Below are 14925 nucleotides of genomic sequence, written 5' to 3'. Positions count from 1 at the left end.
CTGTGGCCGTTCGATACACCCGTGAGGTGCTCGCCGAGGCCGTGGCCGCCTCGGCCACATGGGCCGGCCTCATGCGCAGACTCGGCGTCCAGGCGAGCGGGGGACGCCGCAGAACGTTGCAGCTCACGGCGGCGCGCTACGGGATCGACACCAGCCACTTCAAGCACCGGAGCCCGTGGCGCAAGTACCCGGACGAGGCGATAGCCGAAGCCGTCGCCTCCTCCACCACATTGCGCGAGGTCGCACAGAAGCTCGGTGCGCCACCGGCGACCGGCACGCTCTCCCACATCGGGCGGCGCATAGCCGCCGCCGGAATCGACGCGGGCCATTTCCCCGCGCTGAACCGGCCGCAGCTCGACCTGCCGTTCACCGCCGAGGAACTCACAACGGCCGCCGCGTCCGCGACGAGCGTTCGCGCCGTGGCACGAGCGCTCGGCATCCCTGACGACGGTCGGTCCCGGGCCGTGCTCCGCCGCATGCTGGCGGAGCACGGAGTGGACAGCGGACACTTCAGCCACTCCCGGCCGGCGCTCCCCGACGACCAGCTGCCCGCGGCGGTCGCACGGTCCACCAGCTACGCCGACGTCATGCGCGCCCTGGGCCTCGCCGTGAACGACGCGAACCATCGACGGCTGCACCGCCGGACGACCCAGCTCGGCATCGACACCGGCCACTTCAAGCGACAGACCAAGCGCACGGTCCGGGCGGTGGCTCCGAAGCTCATCGCCGACGAGGTGCTCCGCGTGAATCCGGCAGGCTCGTCACGCGTCAACCGCTCGCGGCTGCACAAGGCCCTCGGCGAGATCGGGGTCCCGTACCGCTGCGGCTCCTGCGACAACCCGGGCGAGTGGCTCGGCAGGCCGATGACGCTCCATATCGACCACGTCAGCGGCGACTGGCTCGACAACCGGCGGGAGAACCTTCGCTACCTCTGTCCGAACTGCCATGCCCTCACGGACACCTGGTGCCGCAGTCGCCGATCGAAGCCACTCGTGGAATAGGTTCGCGTCGCCGTAGAATGAACGCCGCCAGTCGAGTGCCAGGGCTGGCGGCCAGCGGCCGTGATGGAATGGCAGTCATGCTGGGTTTAGGTCCCAGTGGGGTTATACCCCGTGAGGGTTCGAATCCCTCCGGCCGCACACCTTTGATTCGAAGGCCCGGCGTGCGGTAACAACGCGCCGGGCGTTCGGCGTACGGCACGTCAGCCCAGCAGCTCCCGCACCACCGGCACCAACCCCCGGAACGCCTTCCCCCGGTGGCTGATCGCGTTCTTCTCCTCCGCCGTCAGTTCGGCGCAGGTGCGCGACTCGCCCAGCGGCTGGAGGATCGGGTCGTAGCCGAAGCCGCCGCTGCCCGCGGGGGTGTGGCGGAGGGTGCCTTCCAGGCGGCCCTCCACTACGCGTTCGGTGCCGTCGGGGAGGGCGAGGGCGGCGGCGCAGGCGAAGTGGGCGGCGCGGTGTTCGTCGGCGATGTCGCCGAGCTGGGCGAGGAGCAGGTCCAGGTTGGCCTGGTCGTCGCCGTGGGTGCCGGACCAGCGGGCGGAGAAGATGCCGGGGGCGCCGTTGAGGACGTCGACGCAGAGGCCGGAGTCGTCGGCGACGGCCGGGCAGCCGGTGGCGCGGGCCAGGGCGTGGGCCTTGAGGAGGGCGTTCTCGGCGAAGGTGACGCCGGTCTCCTTGACGTCGGGGATCTCGGGGTAGGCGTCGGCACCCACGAGTTCCACGTCGAGGCCGGCGTCGGCGAGGATCGCGCGCAGTTCGGTGACCTTGTTGGCGTTGCGGGTGGCGAGGATCAGACGGTGCATGGGGCCCGATTATCCAGGGGTGCAGGTCTTGACGAGACCGCTGGTCGCGTTCTTGAGGCTGGAGAAGTCGGGGCGCCGGCCGTCGGCGACGGCGTCGTCGATCTCGTCGACCGCTTTCGTCAGGGCGCCGACGGATTTCTTGACGGACTCGTCGTCGGATTTCGCGAGCCGTCCCAGGTCCTTCTGCAGCCGGTCCACGGACTTCTTGGCTTCGTCGGAGCCTGCCGACGTGTTGTGCACGGTGCGGACGAGGCCGCTCACGTCGTCGGAGAGCGTGGAGGCGAGCCGCCCGCAGTCGACGGCCTTGTCGACGGGGTCGCACGCGGATATGAGCGGCAGCGCGAGAACGAGCGCGGCGCAGGCGGTGACGGCGGTGGTGGCACGGCGGCGACGGCGGCGCGGGCGCTCGGTCATGGCGGGTTCCCCTCCCGGAGGCTGTGGATACGGGCGTACGTGCGGACAGCCGGTCCGGGTCCGTACACCCGTATCTCTAGGAACGCGCTTTCCCCCGCCGAGGGTTGCTCGGTGGTTGCCGTTACAGCTTCGCGGCGAGCGCCTCGCGCTGGGCGGCGTCGAGCGTGGCGCAGCCGGCGACGGCGAGGTCGAGGAGGGAGTTGAGCTCGGCGCGGTCGAAGGGCTCGGCTTCGGCGGTGCCCTGGATCTCGACGAAGCGGCCGTCGCCGGTGCAGACGACGTTCATGTCGGTGTCGGCGCGTACGTCTTCCTCGTAGCAGAGGTCGAGGAGGGGGACGCCGCCGACGATGCCGACGCTGACGGCGCTGACGGCGCCGGTCAGCGGCTGGCGGCCGGCCTTGATGATCTTCTTGCCCTGGGCCCAGGCGATGGCGTCGGCGAGGGCGGCGTACGCGCCGGTGATGGCGGCGGTGCGGGTGCCGCCGTCGGCCTGGAGGACGTCGCAGTCGAGGACGATGGTGTTCTCGCCGAGCGCCTTGTAGTCGATGACGGCGCGCAGCGAGCGGCCGATGAGGCGGGAGATCTCGTGCGTGCGGCCGCCGATCTTGCCGCGTACGGATTCGCGGTCGCCTCGGGTGTTGGTGGAGCGGGGGAGCATGGAGTATTCGGCGGTGACCCAGCCCTCGCCGCTGCCCTTGCGCCAGCGGGGGACGCCCTCGGTCACGGAGGCGGTGCAGAAGACCTTGGTGTCTCCGAAGGAGACGAGGACGGAGCCTTCGGCGTGCTTGCTCCAGCCGCGTTCGATGGTGATGGGGCGGAGTTGGTCGGGCGTGCGGCCGTCGATGCGAGACATGGAGACGAGCCTATCGGCATTGCGAAGGGCCCCGTTCCGGTGCGTGCTCGCGGGGAGACGCGCGGTGGAGGGGGCCCTTCGGCGTTAAGTTTCGGGGTGGAGTTCAGCGGCTCACATCATGTCTTCGATGTCGGCGGCGATGGGGTCGGCGTCGGTGCCGATGACGACCTGGATCGCGGTGCCCATCTTGACGACGCCGTGGGCGCCGGCGGCCTTGAGTGCGGCTTCGTCGACGAGGGAGGGGTCAACGACCTCGGTGCGCAGGCGGGTGATGCAGCCCTCGACCTCTTCGATGTTGTCGAGGCCGCCGAGCCCGGCGACGATCTTCTCAGCCTTGGTGGCCATGTGCACTCCTGTTGTCTCGGCTCTTCGGCGGTGCCGCCGAGCGGTTTTCACACGTTAACGCACGGATGGCCCAACTATGTGGGCATCGGTGTGCCATCCGGCTAAGGATGGCGGCTATCCGGTGCCGTGCTCCGGGTGGGGCCGCATCGCTATCGCGGTGGTCTACACCAGTATGCGGCAGGCGGCAAGTGTGCTGGAGAGCAGCGATGCCCGGGAGGACGCAGATGAGTGCAGACGCCGCAGCGGCGGGTCCGCGGGGGCGGTCCGGGGCGCGGAAGCCGTGGCCGCAGCGGTTGTTCCAGGGCATGCAGAAGATGGGGCGCAGTCTGCAGTTGCCGATCGCGGTGCTGCCCGCGGCGGGCATTTTGAACCGGCTGGGCCAGGACGATGTGTTCGGCGCAACGGGGCTCGGCTGGAATGACGTGGCCAAGGTCTTCGCGGGTGCGGGCGGCGCGCTGCTGGATTCGTCGCTGGGGCTGCCGCTGCTGTTCTGCGTGGGGGTGGCGATCGGGATGGCGAAGAAGGCGGACGGCTCGACGGCGCTCGCCGCTGTCGCGGGGTTCCTCGTCTACTACAACATCCTGCATCAGTTCCCGGACTGTTCGGGCGGTGCGGAGTTCACGTCGGGCACGTGTTTGAAGGGGTCGTCGGCGGATCCGGCCACGTATCAGAATCCGGGGGTTTTCGGCGGCATTGTGATGGGGTTGCTGAGCGCGTGGTTCTGGCAGCGGTTCCACCGGGTGAAGCTGGTGGACTGGCTGGGTTTCTTCAACGGCCGGCGGCTGGTGCCGATTCTGATGTCGTTCGTGGCGCTGGTCGTCGCGGTGGTCTGTCTGTGGGTGTGGCCGCCGGTGGGTGACGCGTTGACGAGTTTCAGCGAATGGCTGACCGATCTGGGGTCGGCGGGTTCGGGGATCTTCGGTGTCGCGAACCGGGCGCTGCTGGTGATCGGGTTGCACCAGTTCCTGAATACGTTCATGTGGTTTCAGTTCGGTGACTTCACGAAGCCGGACGGCACGGTGGTGCACGGGGACATCAACCGTTTTCTGGCGGGTGATCCGAGTGCGGGGCAGTTCACCTCGGGTTTCTTTCCGATCATGATGTTCGCGCTGCCGGCGGCGGCGCTGGCCATCGCGCACTGCGCGCGGCCGGAGAACCGCAAGGTGGTCGGCGGCATGATGCTGTCGGTGGGGCTGACGTCGTTCGTGACGGGGGTCACGGAGCCGATCGAGTACTCGTTCCTGTTCATCGCGCCGGTGCTGTATGGGCTGCATGCGGTGCTGACGGGTGTGTCGATGGCGGTGACGTGGGCTTTCGGCGTGCATGACGGGTTCAGTTTCTCGGCCGGTCTGATCGACTACGTCATTAACTGGAGCCTCGCGACCAAACCTTGGATGATCATTCCGATCGGTCTGTGCTTCGCGGTGGTCTACTACGTTCTCTTCCGCTTCGCGATCACCAAGTTCAATCTGCCGACGCCGGGGCGTGAGCCGGAGGATCTGGCGGAGGAGATCGAGCAGGAGAACGTGCGCTAGCGCCGGTACGAGCGTCCGTACCCGTCTTCACCTGGCCTTCTCGTATCGGCGGGCCCCTGAGAGCGGCATCCCCCAAGTCCGGTGGCTTGGGGGATGTTTGGTGTGCGTTGGGGAATGCGGTGAAACATGGATTCCTTTATGCGGCCCTCACGTGTTACAACAGGTCTAAACCACTGAATGGTGTAGACCAAAATGCGGGCCGTCCCTTTTCCCCGAGCGCCCGCCTCACCTGGAGGAATCCGATGAGCACGGCCACCGCCACGGCGCCACCCGCGAAGAAGCGGGGGTCCGGGCTGTTCCAAGGACTGCAGAAGGTCGGCCGCAGTCTCCAGCTGCCGATCGCGGTCCTCCCCGCGGCCGGCATCCTGAACCGGCTGGGTCAGCCCGATGTCTTCGGTGTCGACGGCCTCGGCTGGGACAAGGTCGCCAAGGTGTTCGCGGGCGCCGGCGGCATCCTGTTCGACTCCTCCCTCGGCCTGCCGCTGCTCTTCTGCATCGGCGTCGCGATCGGCTTCGCCAAGAAGGCGGACGGCTCGACGGCGCTGGCCGCCGTCACCGGATTCCTCGTCTACTACTCGGTGATCCACCAGTTCCCCATCGCGTGCGCGGACGGCTCCAAGTTCGTCTCCATAGGCTCGCTCGACGGAGCCTGCGTACCGGCCCACGGCGACACCGTGGCCGCCGCGTACCAGAACCCCGGCGTGCTCGGCGGCATCATCATGGGCCTGCTGAGCGCGGTCCTGTGGCAGCGGTTCCACCGCACCAAGCTCGTCGACTGGCTGGGCTTCTTCAACGGCCGCCGCCTGGTGCCGATCATCATGGCCTTCGTCGGCACCGCCATGGGCGTCCTGGTCGTCGTCGGCTGGCAGCCGATCGGCGACGCCATCACCAGCTTCGGCGAGTGGATGACGGGCCTGGGCTCCGTGGGCGCCGGCCTCTTCGGTCTGATCAACCGCGCGCTGATCCCGGTCGGCATGCACCAGTTCGTCAACACCGTCTCCTGGTTCCAGCTCGGCGACTTCACCAACGCGGCCGGCCAGCTCGTGCACGGCGACATCAACCGCTTCATGGCGGGCGACCAGAGCGCCGGCCTGTTCACCACCGGCTTCTTCCCGATCATGATGTTCGGCCTGCCGGCCGCCGCCCTGGCCATCGCCCACTGCGCCCGCCCCGAGCGCCGCAAGGCCGTCATGGGCATGATGCTCTCGCTCGCGCTGACCTCGTTCGTCACGGGCATCACCGAGCCGATCGAGTTCTCGTTCATGTTCATCGCCCCGCTGCTGTACGCGGTGCACGCGGTGCTGACGGCCCTCTCGATGAGCATCACCTGGGCCTTGGGGGTCCATGACGGCTTCACGTTCTCGGCGGGTCTGATCGACTACGTACTGAACTGGAACCTCGCGACCAAGCCATGGATGATCATCCCCATCGGCCTGTGCTTCGCGGTGGTCTATTACGTGCTCTTCCGCTTCGTGATCACCAAGTTCAACCTCACCACCCCGGGCCGAGAACCCGAGGAAGAGGTCGAGGACCTCACGAAGGCGTAGGCCGAGGCGACCGCCTGGCGAAAGGGCCCTGGAACCGGCTGGTTCCAGGGCCCTTCGCGCCTTCGCGTACGTACGTATGTACGCCTCCGCGGCTACAGCTCGTACACCGCGCCCGCCGACGCCGCCTCGACCGGGCCCGCGTAGACCGATTCGGCGTCGCGGACATTGGTGACCGGGTCCGTCCACGGCGGGATGTGGGTCAGGACCAGCCGGCCCGCGCGGGCGCGGGAGGCGATCTCGCCCGCCTCGCGGCCGTTGAGGTGGAGGTCGGGGATGTCCTCCTTGCCGTACGTGAAGGACGCCTCGCAGAGCAGCAGGTCGGTGTCGGCGGAGAGGGTGTCCAGGGCGTCGCAGGGGCCCGTGTCGCCGGAGTAGGCGAGCGCCGCGGAGCCGTGCTCGACGCGGAAGCCGAACGCCTCGACCGGGTGGCGCATCCGCTCGGCGCGGACCGTGAAGGGGCCGAGTTCGAAGCTGCCGGGGGCGAGGGTGCGGAAGTCGAAGACCTCGCTCATGCACTTGTCGTCCGGCACGTCGCCGTACGCGGTGGACAGCCGCTGCTCGGTGCCCTCGGGCCCGTACACGGGGATGGCGTCGGCGCGGCCGCCCTCGTGCCGGTAGTAGCGGGCGACGAAGTAGCCGCACATGTCGATGCAGTGGTCCGCGTGCAGATGCGAGAGGAGTACGGCGTCGAGGTCGTAGAGACCGATGTGTCGCTGCATCTCGCCGAGGGCGCCATTGCCCATGTCGAGCAGCAGCCTGAAGCCGTCGGCCTCCACGAGGTAGCTAGAGCATGCCGATTCCGCGGACGGGAACGTCCCCGAGCATCCGACGACGGTGAGCTTCATACGGGCGTGAACCTCCGTGGGCTGGTTCCGGTCCGGGGGCCATGCGGTCCGTTGAGCGTAAGGCTCTAAAGGGGCGGTAGCCCCTCCGCCGGGCTGCCTGTGGGCGATGTCACCGGTTAGGGTGCCCCGCGCTCGCCGCCCGGCACCGGGTGGCGCGGTTCCGGTACGGGCGGCGGGCCGCGGACCGGTCGGGCGTGCCCCCTCATTGGGGTGAACCGGTCGTCTGCTTCCGGCACCGGCGACAGCGGACGCTCCAGCATCACCGTCATGTCCGGCGTCTGCCCTCACCGCTCCGGCCCGGAAGCCGTAACCGTTCTGGAGAACGCGGATGGGATCCGCGTGTTCCCGTGCCTCTCCTGCCATCACGTGCCCAGAAAAGGCGTGAACGAGTACACGCGGTCGCCGACCGCGCCATGTGCCGCGCCGCCATGCGGAGGGCCCGTGGTGGACCACTTCATCTACGGTTCGGATCACGTGGCCCCGGTGGCGATCACCCCGTACCCGTGGGCCTGGTGCGGCTCCGCGAGAACGAGCGAGCCCGAGCGAGCCCGATCGCGCCCGGGGCGCGAGACCGCGCGCCATGGCCGGCCCCCGGCTGTGACGGATCACGCGTCCGCGGCCGGTTCCTTCCGGATGCCGGTGCCCGACAGGGCGACGCCCACGGCGAGTTGGGCGGCGGCGGTCGCCAGCAGCGCCGCCATCGGTACGGTCCAGCCGCCGGAGGCGCTGTGCAGCAGGCCCACCGCGAAGGGGCCCAGCGCGGCGACCAGGTAGCCGAGGGACTGGGAGAGCGTGGAGAGGGCGGTGGTCTCGGCAGGGGTGCTGCCGCTGTCGCCGATCACGGCCAGTACCAGGGGGAAGGAGCACAGCCCCAGGCCGACCAGTACGGCCCACAGCAGCGGCAGCGCGACGGGGGCGGTCAGCAGGCCCGCGAAGCCGGCGAGCATGGCGGCCGAGATGGCGACGAAGGCGGTCCGCAGCCGGCCCGGCGCGCGGGCGAAGGCGAGGACGGCGAAGGTCGCGGGGATGCCCACGGCCTGGGTGACGGCGAGCATGCCGCCCGCCGCGCCGCCGGACATCCCGTGGTCGGACAGCAGCGAGGGCAGCCAGCCGATCACCGCGTAGCAGTTCAGGGCCTGGAGGGCGAAGTAGGCGGTGACGAGCGCGCCGAGCCGGGTACGGGCCATGGCCAGCGGGGACACCCGCTCCCCCGCCGCCGCGCCGCCCGCCGCGCCCCGGGCCTCGGGTGGGCGGACGAACGACCAGACGGCGGTGGCGGCCAGCGCGGGCAGTGCCCAGACGGCGAGCCCCAGGGAGGGCGAGCCGACGGCGTCGGCCACGGGTATGGCCACGGCGGCGCCCAGTGTCGAGCCCAGCGCCATCGTGGTGGTGTAGACGCCGGTCAGGAGCGCGACGCGGGAGGGGAAGCGGGCGCGCAGGAGGGTCGGCAGCAGGACGTTGCACAGGGCGAGTCCGGAGGTGCCGAGGACGGTGCCGGCGAGCAGGGCCCAGGTGGCGGGGGCGGCTCGTACGGCGAGTCCGGCCGTGAGGGCGGCGAGGGCGAGGAGCACGGTGCGCTCGGCGCCGAGCCGCCGGGCGAGCGTCGCGGTGCCGGCGCCCGCGGCGGCGAAGGCGAGTGTGGGGAGCGCGGGGAGGAGGGCGGCGGCCAGGGGGCCGAGGCCCGGGTCCGCGCGGAGCCGGTCGAGGAGGGCGGCGGCGCTGCTGATGCCCAGGCGGAGGTTGAGGGCGATCAGCACGATGCCCGCGGCGGCGATCACGGCGGAGCGGGTAAGGGTGGGGGCGGTGGTGCTGGGTGCGGCGTTCACCCAGCAAAGGTAAGACGTCTAACCTTTCCCTGTCCATTAGAGGTCGAATCATCGAATGTATGCTGGGCGCTACCGTCCGTCACCAGCCGCTAGGAGAGAGCGCCCGATGAGCCTCGAACCGGTACGCCGCCCCTCGCTGTCCGCCGAGGTCATCGGCCGGCTGCGGCACCGGATCGCCTCCGGCGACTGGCCCGTCGGCGCCCGCATCCCGACCGAGTCCGAGCTGATGGAACAGCTCCAGGTGGCCCGCGGCACCCTCCGCGAGGCCGTCCGCGCCCTCGCCCACGCCGGGCTGCTCGACGTGCGCCAGGGCGACGGCACGTACGTACGGGCCACCAGCGAACTCTCCGGCGCGGTCAAGCGGCTCTACGGCGACAGCGGCCAGGAGCACCTGCTGGAGGTCCGCCAGGCCCTGGACGTACAGGCCGCGCGCCTCGCCGCGGCCCGCGCCGACGACGCCGCGCTCGACGCCCTGGCCGACATCCTGGCCCGCCGCGCGGCGGCCTGGGACGCGCGCGACTTCGAGACGTGGGTCGCCGCCGACTGGGACTTCCACGCCGGGGTCGCGGACGCCGCCGGAAACCCCCTGCTCAGCGAGCTCTACCGCAATCTCGCCGCCCCTTTGCGCGCCTCCATGGCCGCCTTCTGGGACTCCCCCGGCTTCGCCGGAGCCGCCCCGGCGGGCCATGAGGACCTGCTGGCCGCCCTGCGCGCGCACGATCCGTCCAAGGCCGCGAGCCAGGCCGGCGCCAACATCACCGAGACCCTGGCCTGGCACACCGACAGCCCGGCCTGACCGTCACCGTCCCAGCGCGCGCACGTCACGGCTGCGCGGCAGCCCGGCCACCAGCTCCAGAAACCCTTCGTGCAGCCGCCCGTTGGTCGCCAGCACCGACATGTCCCCGGTCAGCACGGACGTGCCGCCGAGGTCGCTGCCCCGGCCGCCCGCCTCGGAGACGATGACCGGCATCGGCGCGACGTCCTCGTACCCCATCGGCGGCCCGGCGATCACCAGGGCGTCGGCCCGCCCGGTGACCAAATCCATGGTGCCGCCCAAGTGGGGGACCAGGAACACCTTCTCGTGCAGGGCCGTCAGCAGTTCGCCGGGCCAGCCCGCCGCGTTGTGCATCTGGGTCCGCGCGCCGCCCAGCTCTGAGCGGTCGTCGACGTACGTGCGGCGTCCGGTGGCCGGGTCCGGATCGGGGCCGAGCATCAGCAGACAGCCCAAGCCGCGCCCGGCGGCGACCAGTCGGCCGCTCATGGGGTGGTTGAGCACGCCGACGGCGGGCCCGTACTCGTCCTCGTAGGCGATGTCGTTGGAGAACAGCGGGGTGCGGTGGACGAACATCTTCGTGCCGTTGATCGGATCGATGATCCACCGCCGCCCGGAGACGCCGGTGCTCTCGCCGCACTCCTCCCCGTACACCCCGTCGTCCGGCGCGTGGCGGCCCAGTTCGGCGCGTATCCACTCCTCGATCGCGACATCGGCGTCCGTGACCTCGGTGCCGTCCTCCTTGAAGCGGTGGTCGGCGCCCTCGTGGAACGCGCGGGCGGACATCCGCCCGGCCTGGGCCGCCAGGCGGACGGCGAAGGCGAGGAGTTCCGGATCGGCGGGCGGTGCGCCGTCGGGCGCGGCGGGGGCTGGAGTCATCCGGAGAGCCTGGCACCCCCGTGCCGGACCCGGCAGGGGTGGGTACGGTCGAAGGCGGGGGCCGAGCGCGGGGGCTGTCGAGACAGGAGGCGGGACACGGTGTCGTGGTGGCCGGCGGTTCTGGTGGTGGCCTCGTTGGCGCTGGTGGCCGCGGTGGTGGACGGGCGCGGGCGCTCGCCCGGCTACCGGCGGCGCGCGCGCCGGGCGCGGAAGTCGCGCGGGCCGCGGAAGCGGAACGGCCCGCGCGATACGGAATCGGCCGTCACGGAATCAGCCGGTACGGAACCAGCCGGTACGGACGTCGGGGGTGCTACGCCCAGAGCTGGCCGTGCAGCGCCTCGACCGCGGCCTCGGTGGTCTCGGCGGTGTAGACGCCCGTCGAAAGGTACTTCCAGCCGCCGTCGGCCACGATGAAGACGACGTCCGCGGCGCGCCCGGCCCGCTCCTCCTTGCGGGCCACGCCGATCGCCGCGTGCAGGGCGGCGCCGGTGGAGACGCCCGCGAAGATGCCCTCCTCGGCGAGGAGTTCGCGGGTGCGGCGGACCGCGTCCTCGGAGCCCACGGAGTAGCGGGTGGTGAGGACCGACTCGTCGTAGAGCTCGGGGATGAACCCCTCGTCCAGGTTGCGCAGCCCGTAGACGATGTCGTCGTAGCGCGGCTCGGCGGCGACGACGCTGATGCCGGGGACGTTCTCGCGCAGATAGCGGCCGACGCCCATGAGCGTGCCCGTGGTGCCGAGGCCCGCCACGAAGTGGGTGACGGAGGGCAGGTCGGCGAGGATCTCGGGGCCGGTGGTGGCGTAGTGCGCGCCCGCGTTGTCGGGGTTGCCGTACTGGTAGAGCATCACCCAGTCCGGGTGCTCCCCGGCGAGTTCCTTGGCGACCCGTACGGCCGTGTTGGAGCCGCCCGCCGCGGGCGAGGAGATGATCTCCGCGCCCCACATGGCGAGCAGTTGGCGCCGCTCCTCGCTGGTGTTCTCCGGCATGACGCACACGATGCGGTAGCCCTTGAGCTTCGCCGCCATGGCGAGCGAGATGCCGGTGTTGCCGCTGGTCGGCTCCAGGATGGTGCAGCCGGGCGTGAGCCGGCCGTCCTTCTCCGCCTGCTCGATCATGTGCAGGGCGGGGCGGTCCTTGACGGAGCCGGTGGGGTTGCGGTCCTCCAGCTTGGCCCAGATACGGACGTCCGTGGCCGGCGAGAGCCGCGGCAGCCGTACGAGCGGGGTGTTCCCGACGGCTGCCAGCGGGCTGTCGTAGCGCATCAGCGCATGCCGCCCGCGACGGCCGGGAGGATCGTGACGCTGTCGCCGTCGCTCAGCTCGGTGGTGATGCCGCCGAGGAAGCGGACGTCCTCGTCGTTGAGGTAGACGTTGATGAAGCGGCGCAGCTCGCCCTTGTCGACCAGGCGCTCGCGGATGCCGGGGTGGCGGCTGTCGAGGTCGACGATGAGCTCGTCGAGCGTGGCTCCGCTGCCGCCGACGGCCTTCTGGCCGTCGGTGTAGGTGCGCAGGATGGTCGGGATGCGGACGTCGATGGCCATGGATGTGCTCCTGTCGGAGTGCGGGAAAGGGCGTCGGACCGCGCGCGGCGGCGCGTCGTGGTGCTGGTGCGAGCGGACGCCGCGGCAGTCAGGCGGCAGGGCAGCGCGGACACATCGCGCTGGCGAGGCGGCACAGGTCGACGTGCAGCCGCGCCACGAGCAGCGTGCCCGGCGTCTTCTCGCTCACGTCGTGGAAAACCATGGGCTCATCGTATCGATTCCCGGTCCGCTCCCCGGAGGGTTGTCCCGGTATGCGAACGGCCGGATCTCGATGTACGGACGCGGGCGGGCGTACGGGCGGGACGGGGGCCCCGGTCCGGGGCGTACGGGCGGGACGGGGACCCGGTGAGGGCGCCCGCCCCGCCCGTCTCAGTACTCCTCGACGACCTTGACGTCTTCCTCCGTGATCACACCGTCCACGATGCGGTACGAGCGGAAGGAGACGGGCCCCTCGTCGTTGCCGCACTCGGCGGTGGACACCAGCACGTAGTGGGCGCCCGGCTCGTTGGCGTAGCTGACGTCCGTACGGGACGGGTACGCCTCGGTCGCGGTGTGCGAGTGGTAGACGATGACGGGTTCCTCGTCGCGGTCGTCCATGTCGCGGTAGAGCTTCAGCAGGTCCGTCGAGTCGAACTCGTAGAAGGTGGGCGAGCGCGCGGCGTTGAGCATCGGGATGAACCGCTCGGGGCGGTCGGCGCCCGCCGGGCCCGCGACCACTCCGCACGCCTCGTCGGGGTGGTCGGCGCGGGCGTGCGCCACGATCCGGTCGTGGAGGGCCTGGGTGATGGTCAGCATGGCGCCAGCATAAAAGGGCCGGTGCGCGGCGTGGCGTGCGCAGGCCGTTCCGGGGCCGGGCCGCGGGTGACGGACCAGCGGGCCCGTTCTCATACCGGCGAGGTGACAGACCAGCGGGCCCGTGTTCTCACACCGGTGGGACGACAGACCAGCGGGCCCGCCCGAGCCGGTGAGCGGCGCGGGCGGGCCCGAATGCTGGACGTACGTGAGACGCGGGCGCGGGGCGCCCGGCTCAGCCCTCCTTCTCGGCCGAGCCCTCGGCGGCCTGGGCGACCAGGCCCGGGTGGCCCTTGCGCTCGAACGCCTGCGGGTTGCGCGCCTTGAGCACGAAGTAGCCGATCACCAGGATCGCCGCCCACACCGGCGCCGCGTACAGCGAGACCTGAGCCTCCCTGTCGAGGGCCATCAGCACGATGACCATCGCGATGAAGGCGAGCGCGAAGAGGCTGGTCCAGGGGGCGCCGGGGGCGCGGAAGCTGGACTGCGGGAGCAGGCCGCGGTCGGCCATCCGGCGGTAGCGCAGCTGGGAGAGGAGGATCATGATCCACGCCCACATACCGGAGATGGTCGCGAACGAGACGACGTAGTTGAACGCCTGGCCGGGCCACTGGTAGTTGATCCACACGCCGACGAGCATCAGCGCCACCGAGACCGCGGTGCCGCGCGTCGGCAGGCCGTTCTTGGAAAGGTAGTTGAAGACCTTGGGACCCTGGCCGTTGCGCGAGAGGTCGCGGAGCATGCGGCCGGTGGAGTACATGCCGGAGTTGGCGGAGGAGAGCGCCGCGGTGAGCACCACGAAGTTGATGATGCCCGCGCCGGCCGGCAGGCCGATCTTCGCGAACGCCGCGACGAACGGGCTGGTGTCCGGCAGGAATACGGTCCAGGGGACCACCGACAGAATGATGATGAGCGCGCCGATGTAGAAGACGGCGATACGCCAGGGCACGGTGTTGATGGCCTTGGGCAGGACCTTCTTCGGGTTGGTCGCCTCGCCCGCGGTGACGCCGACGAGTTCGACGGCGAGGAAGGCGAACATCACGATCTGAAGGGTCATCAACGTGCCGCGGATTCCGTGCGGGAAGAATCCGCCGTGGGACCACAGGTTGGTGAAGGAAGCGGTGTCACCGGCGTCGGAGAAGCCGAGAGTTATCACGCCGAGACCAATGAGGATCATGCCGATGATGGCCGTGACCTTGACCATCGAGAACCAGAACTCCAGCTCGCCGAAGAGCTTGACCGAGATCAGGTTGACGCCGAAGAGGATGACCGTGAAGACAAGAGCGGACCCCCATTGCGGGATGTCCTTGTTCCAGTAATGGACATAAGTGGCCGCGGCGGTCACTTCCGTGATGCCGGTGACGACCCAGAAGAGCCAGTACGTCCAGCCGGTGACGAACCCCCAGAACGGGCCGAGGAATTCTCGCGCGTACTCCGAGAAGGACCCCGACACCGGGCGGTACATGAGCAGTTCGCCCAGTGCCCGCATGATGAAGAAGATGACCAGTCCGGCCGCGGCGTAGGCGAGGATCAGGCTGGGCCCGGCCTTGGTGATGGCCTTGCCCGCACCGAGGAAGAGGCCGGTGCCGATGGCGCCGCCGATGGCGATCATCTGGATCTGACGGTTTCCCAGTCCGCGCTGGTAACCCTCTTCGGAAGCTCCCTGGCCGCTTCCGTCCTGCTCTGCGGCCGCCGCGTCCGCGGCGTGGTCCGCGACCTGCTCAGAGGTCATGGTGGTGCGCCTTTCTCCATAACGACCCGGTCTGCCCGGATC

Annotated in this window: 15 protein-coding genes, 1 tRNA gene and 1 pseudogene; 5 read left to right on the top strand and 12 right to left on the bottom strand. The window is 70.3% G+C overall.

Going from position 1 to position 14925, the window contains the following annotated elements:
- Positions 1-2: 2 nt before the first annotated feature.
- Together AB0I22_RS12535 and AB0I22_RS12530 are read left to right on the top strand one after the other, a co-directional pair.
- Positions 3-1001: an HNH endonuclease gene (locus AB0I22_RS12535; RefSeq protein WP_363130715.1), complete on the top strand. Its 999-nt coding sequence runs from the start codon at positions 3-5 to the stop codon at positions 999-1001.
- Positions 1002-1055: 54 nt separating this feature from the next.
- Positions 1056-1139 (top strand) — tRNA-Leu (locus tag AB0I22_RS12530).
- A 62-nt stretch (positions 1140-1201) separates the two neighbouring features.
- Here AB0I22_RS12530 and rdgB read toward each other — a convergent pair.
- From rdgB to AB0I22_RS12510, 4 genes and pseudogenes are all read right to left on the bottom strand, one after another.
- Entirely contained in the window at positions 1202-1804 is a 603-nt protein-coding gene (gene rdgB / locus AB0I22_RS12525) for an RdgB/HAM1 family non-canonical purine NTP pyrophosphatase (RefSeq protein WP_363130714.1), read from the bottom strand.
- A 9-nt stretch (positions 1805-1813) separates the two neighbouring features.
- Positions 1814-2242 (bottom strand): annotated as a pseudogene (locus tag AB0I22_RS12520) (hypothetical protein); the annotation flags it as partial.
- Between the two features lie 97 nt (positions 2243-2339).
- On the bottom strand, positions 2340-3071 hold the full coding sequence (gene rph / locus AB0I22_RS12515) for a ribonuclease PH (RefSeq protein WP_363130713.1): 732 nt from the start codon (positions 3069-3071) through the stop codon (positions 2340-2342).
- Positions 3072-3182: 111 nt separating this feature from the next.
- Positions 3183-3467 carry a PTS glucose/sucrose transporter subunit IIB gene (locus AB0I22_RS12510; RefSeq protein ID WP_078643829.1) on the bottom strand — a complete coding sequence of 95 codons (285 nt, stop codon included), beginning with the start codon at positions 3465-3467 and terminating at the stop codon, positions 3183-3185.
- Positions 3468-3640: 173 nt separating this feature from the next.
- Between AB0I22_RS12510 and AB0I22_RS12505 the strand changes: the two genes are divergently transcribed.
- Complete coding sequence (locus AB0I22_RS12505) at positions 3641-4951, top strand: PTS transporter subunit EIIC (protein WP_363130712.1); 1311 nt, start codon at positions 3641-3643, stop codon at positions 4949-4951.
- Positions 4952-5193: 242 nt separating this feature from the next.
- The gene (locus AB0I22_RS12500; protein ID WP_363130711.1) at positions 5194-6498 is read left to right on the top strand and encodes a PTS transporter subunit EIIC; all 1305 of its coding nucleotides are present in this window, start codon (positions 5194-5196) and stop codon (positions 6496-6498) included.
- A 92-nt stretch (positions 6499-6590) separates the two neighbouring features.
- Here AB0I22_RS12500 and AB0I22_RS12495 read toward each other — a convergent pair whose 3' ends face one another.
- Together AB0I22_RS12495 and AB0I22_RS12490 are read right to left on the bottom strand one after the other, a co-directional pair.
- Positions 6591-7343, bottom strand: coding sequence for an MBL fold metallo-hydrolase (locus tag AB0I22_RS12495; RefSeq protein WP_363130710.1), 753 nt, complete (start codon positions 7341-7343; stop codon positions 6591-6593).
- A 605-nt stretch (positions 7344-7948) separates the two neighbouring features.
- Complete coding sequence (locus AB0I22_RS12490) at positions 7949-9169, bottom strand: MFS transporter (RefSeq protein ID WP_363130709.1); 1221 nt, start codon at positions 9167-9169, stop codon at positions 7949-7951.
- Between the two features lie 106 nt (positions 9170-9275).
- Between AB0I22_RS12490 and AB0I22_RS12485 the strand changes: the two genes are divergently transcribed.
- Positions 9276-9965, top strand: a complete 690-nt coding sequence (locus tag AB0I22_RS12485) for an FCD domain-containing protein (protein WP_363130708.1) — start codon at positions 9276-9278, stop codon at positions 9963-9965.
- 3 nt (positions 9966-9968) lie between these two features.
- Here the strand turns inward: AB0I22_RS12485 and AB0I22_RS12480 are convergent, their stop codons facing one another.
- From AB0I22_RS12480 to AB0I22_RS12455, 6 genes are all read right to left on the bottom strand, one after another.
- Positions 9969-10820 (bottom strand): inositol monophosphatase family protein, encoded by an 852-nt coding sequence (locus AB0I22_RS12480; RefSeq protein WP_363130707.1) that lies wholly within the window; start codon positions 10818-10820, stop codon positions 9969-9971.
- Between the two features lie 310 nt (positions 10821-11130).
- Positions 11131-12081, bottom strand: a complete 951-nt coding sequence (locus AB0I22_RS12475) for a cysteine synthase (RefSeq protein WP_363130706.1) — start codon at positions 12079-12081, stop codon at positions 11131-11133.
- The gene (locus AB0I22_RS12470) at positions 12081-12359 is read right to left on the bottom strand and encodes a MoaD/ThiS family protein (RefSeq protein WP_363130705.1); all 279 of its coding nucleotides are present in this window, start codon (positions 12357-12359) and stop codon (positions 12081-12083) included. The genes AB0I22_RS12475 and AB0I22_RS12470 overlap by 1 nt, the downstream gene beginning before the upstream one ends.
- Before the next feature lie 88 nt (positions 12360-12447).
- Entirely contained in the window at positions 12448-12561 is a 114-nt protein-coding gene (locus AB0I22_RS12465) for a putative leader peptide (RefSeq protein WP_363130704.1), read from the bottom strand.
- A gap of 167 nt (positions 12562-12728) precedes the next feature.
- Positions 12729-13154: a M67 family metallopeptidase gene (locus AB0I22_RS12460; RefSeq protein WP_363130703.1), complete on the bottom strand. Its 426-nt coding sequence runs from the start codon at positions 13152-13154 to the stop codon at positions 12729-12731.
- A 232-nt stretch (positions 13155-13386) separates the two neighbouring features.
- Positions 13387-14883: an amino acid permease gene (locus tag AB0I22_RS12455; protein ID WP_363130702.1), complete on the bottom strand. Its 1497-nt coding sequence runs from the start codon at positions 14881-14883 to the stop codon at positions 13387-13389.
- Positions 14884-14925 lie beyond the last annotated feature (42 nt).

Origin of the sequence: Streptomyces sp. NPDC050610, from assembly GCF_040654875.1 — a bacterium.
Taxonomy (GTDB): domain Bacteria; phylum Actinomycetota; class Actinomycetes; order Streptomycetales; family Streptomycetaceae; genus Streptomyces.
The sequence above is the reverse complement of the archived record's forward strand: the minus strand, read 5'-3'. Positions and strand labels throughout refer to the sequence as shown.

Coding starts and splice junctions, on each gene's coding strand:
- AB0I22_RS12465 (WP_363130704.1), bottom strand. CDS start 12,561: ATGGTTTTCCACGACGTGAGCGAGAAGACGCCGGGCACGCTGCTCGTG.
- AB0I22_RS12495 (WP_363130710.1), bottom strand. CDS start 7,343: ATGAAGCTCACCGTCGTCGGATGCTCGGGGACGTTCCCGTCCGCGGAA.
- AB0I22_RS12505 (WP_363130712.1), top strand. CDS start 3,641: ATGAGTGCAGACGCCGCAGCGGCGGGTCCGCGGGGGCGGTCCGGGGCG.
- AB0I22_RS12480 (WP_363130707.1), bottom strand. CDS start 10,820: ATGACTCCAGCCCCCGCCGCGCCCGACGGCGCACCGCCCGCCGATCCG.
- AB0I22_RS12475 (WP_363130706.1), bottom strand. CDS start 12,081: ATGCGCTACGACAGCCCGCTGGCAGCCGTCGGGAACACCCCGCTCGTA.
- AB0I22_RS12455 (WP_363130702.1), bottom strand. CDS start 14,883: ATGACCTCTGAGCAGGTCGCGGACCACGCCGCGGACGCGGCGGCCGCA.
- rdgB (WP_363130714.1), bottom strand. CDS start 1,804: ATGCACCGTCTGATCCTCGCCACCCGCAACGCCAACAAGGTCACCGAA.
- AB0I22_RS12500 (WP_363130711.1), top strand. CDS start 5,194: ATGAGCACGGCCACCGCCACGGCGCCACCCGCGAAGAAGCGGGGGTCC.
- AB0I22_RS12470 (WP_363130705.1), bottom strand. CDS start 12,359: ATGGCCATCGACGTCCGCATCCCGACCATCCTGCGCACCTACACCGAC.
- rph (WP_363130713.1), bottom strand. CDS start 3,071: ATGTCTCGCATCGACGGCCGCACGCCCGACCAACTCCGCCCCATCACC.
- AB0I22_RS12460 (WP_363130703.1), bottom strand. CDS start 13,154: ATGCTGACCATCACCCAGGCCCTCCACGACCGGATCGTGGCGCACGCC.
- AB0I22_RS12485 (WP_363130708.1), top strand. CDS start 9,276: ATGAGCCTCGAACCGGTACGCCGCCCCTCGCTGTCCGCCGAGGTCATC.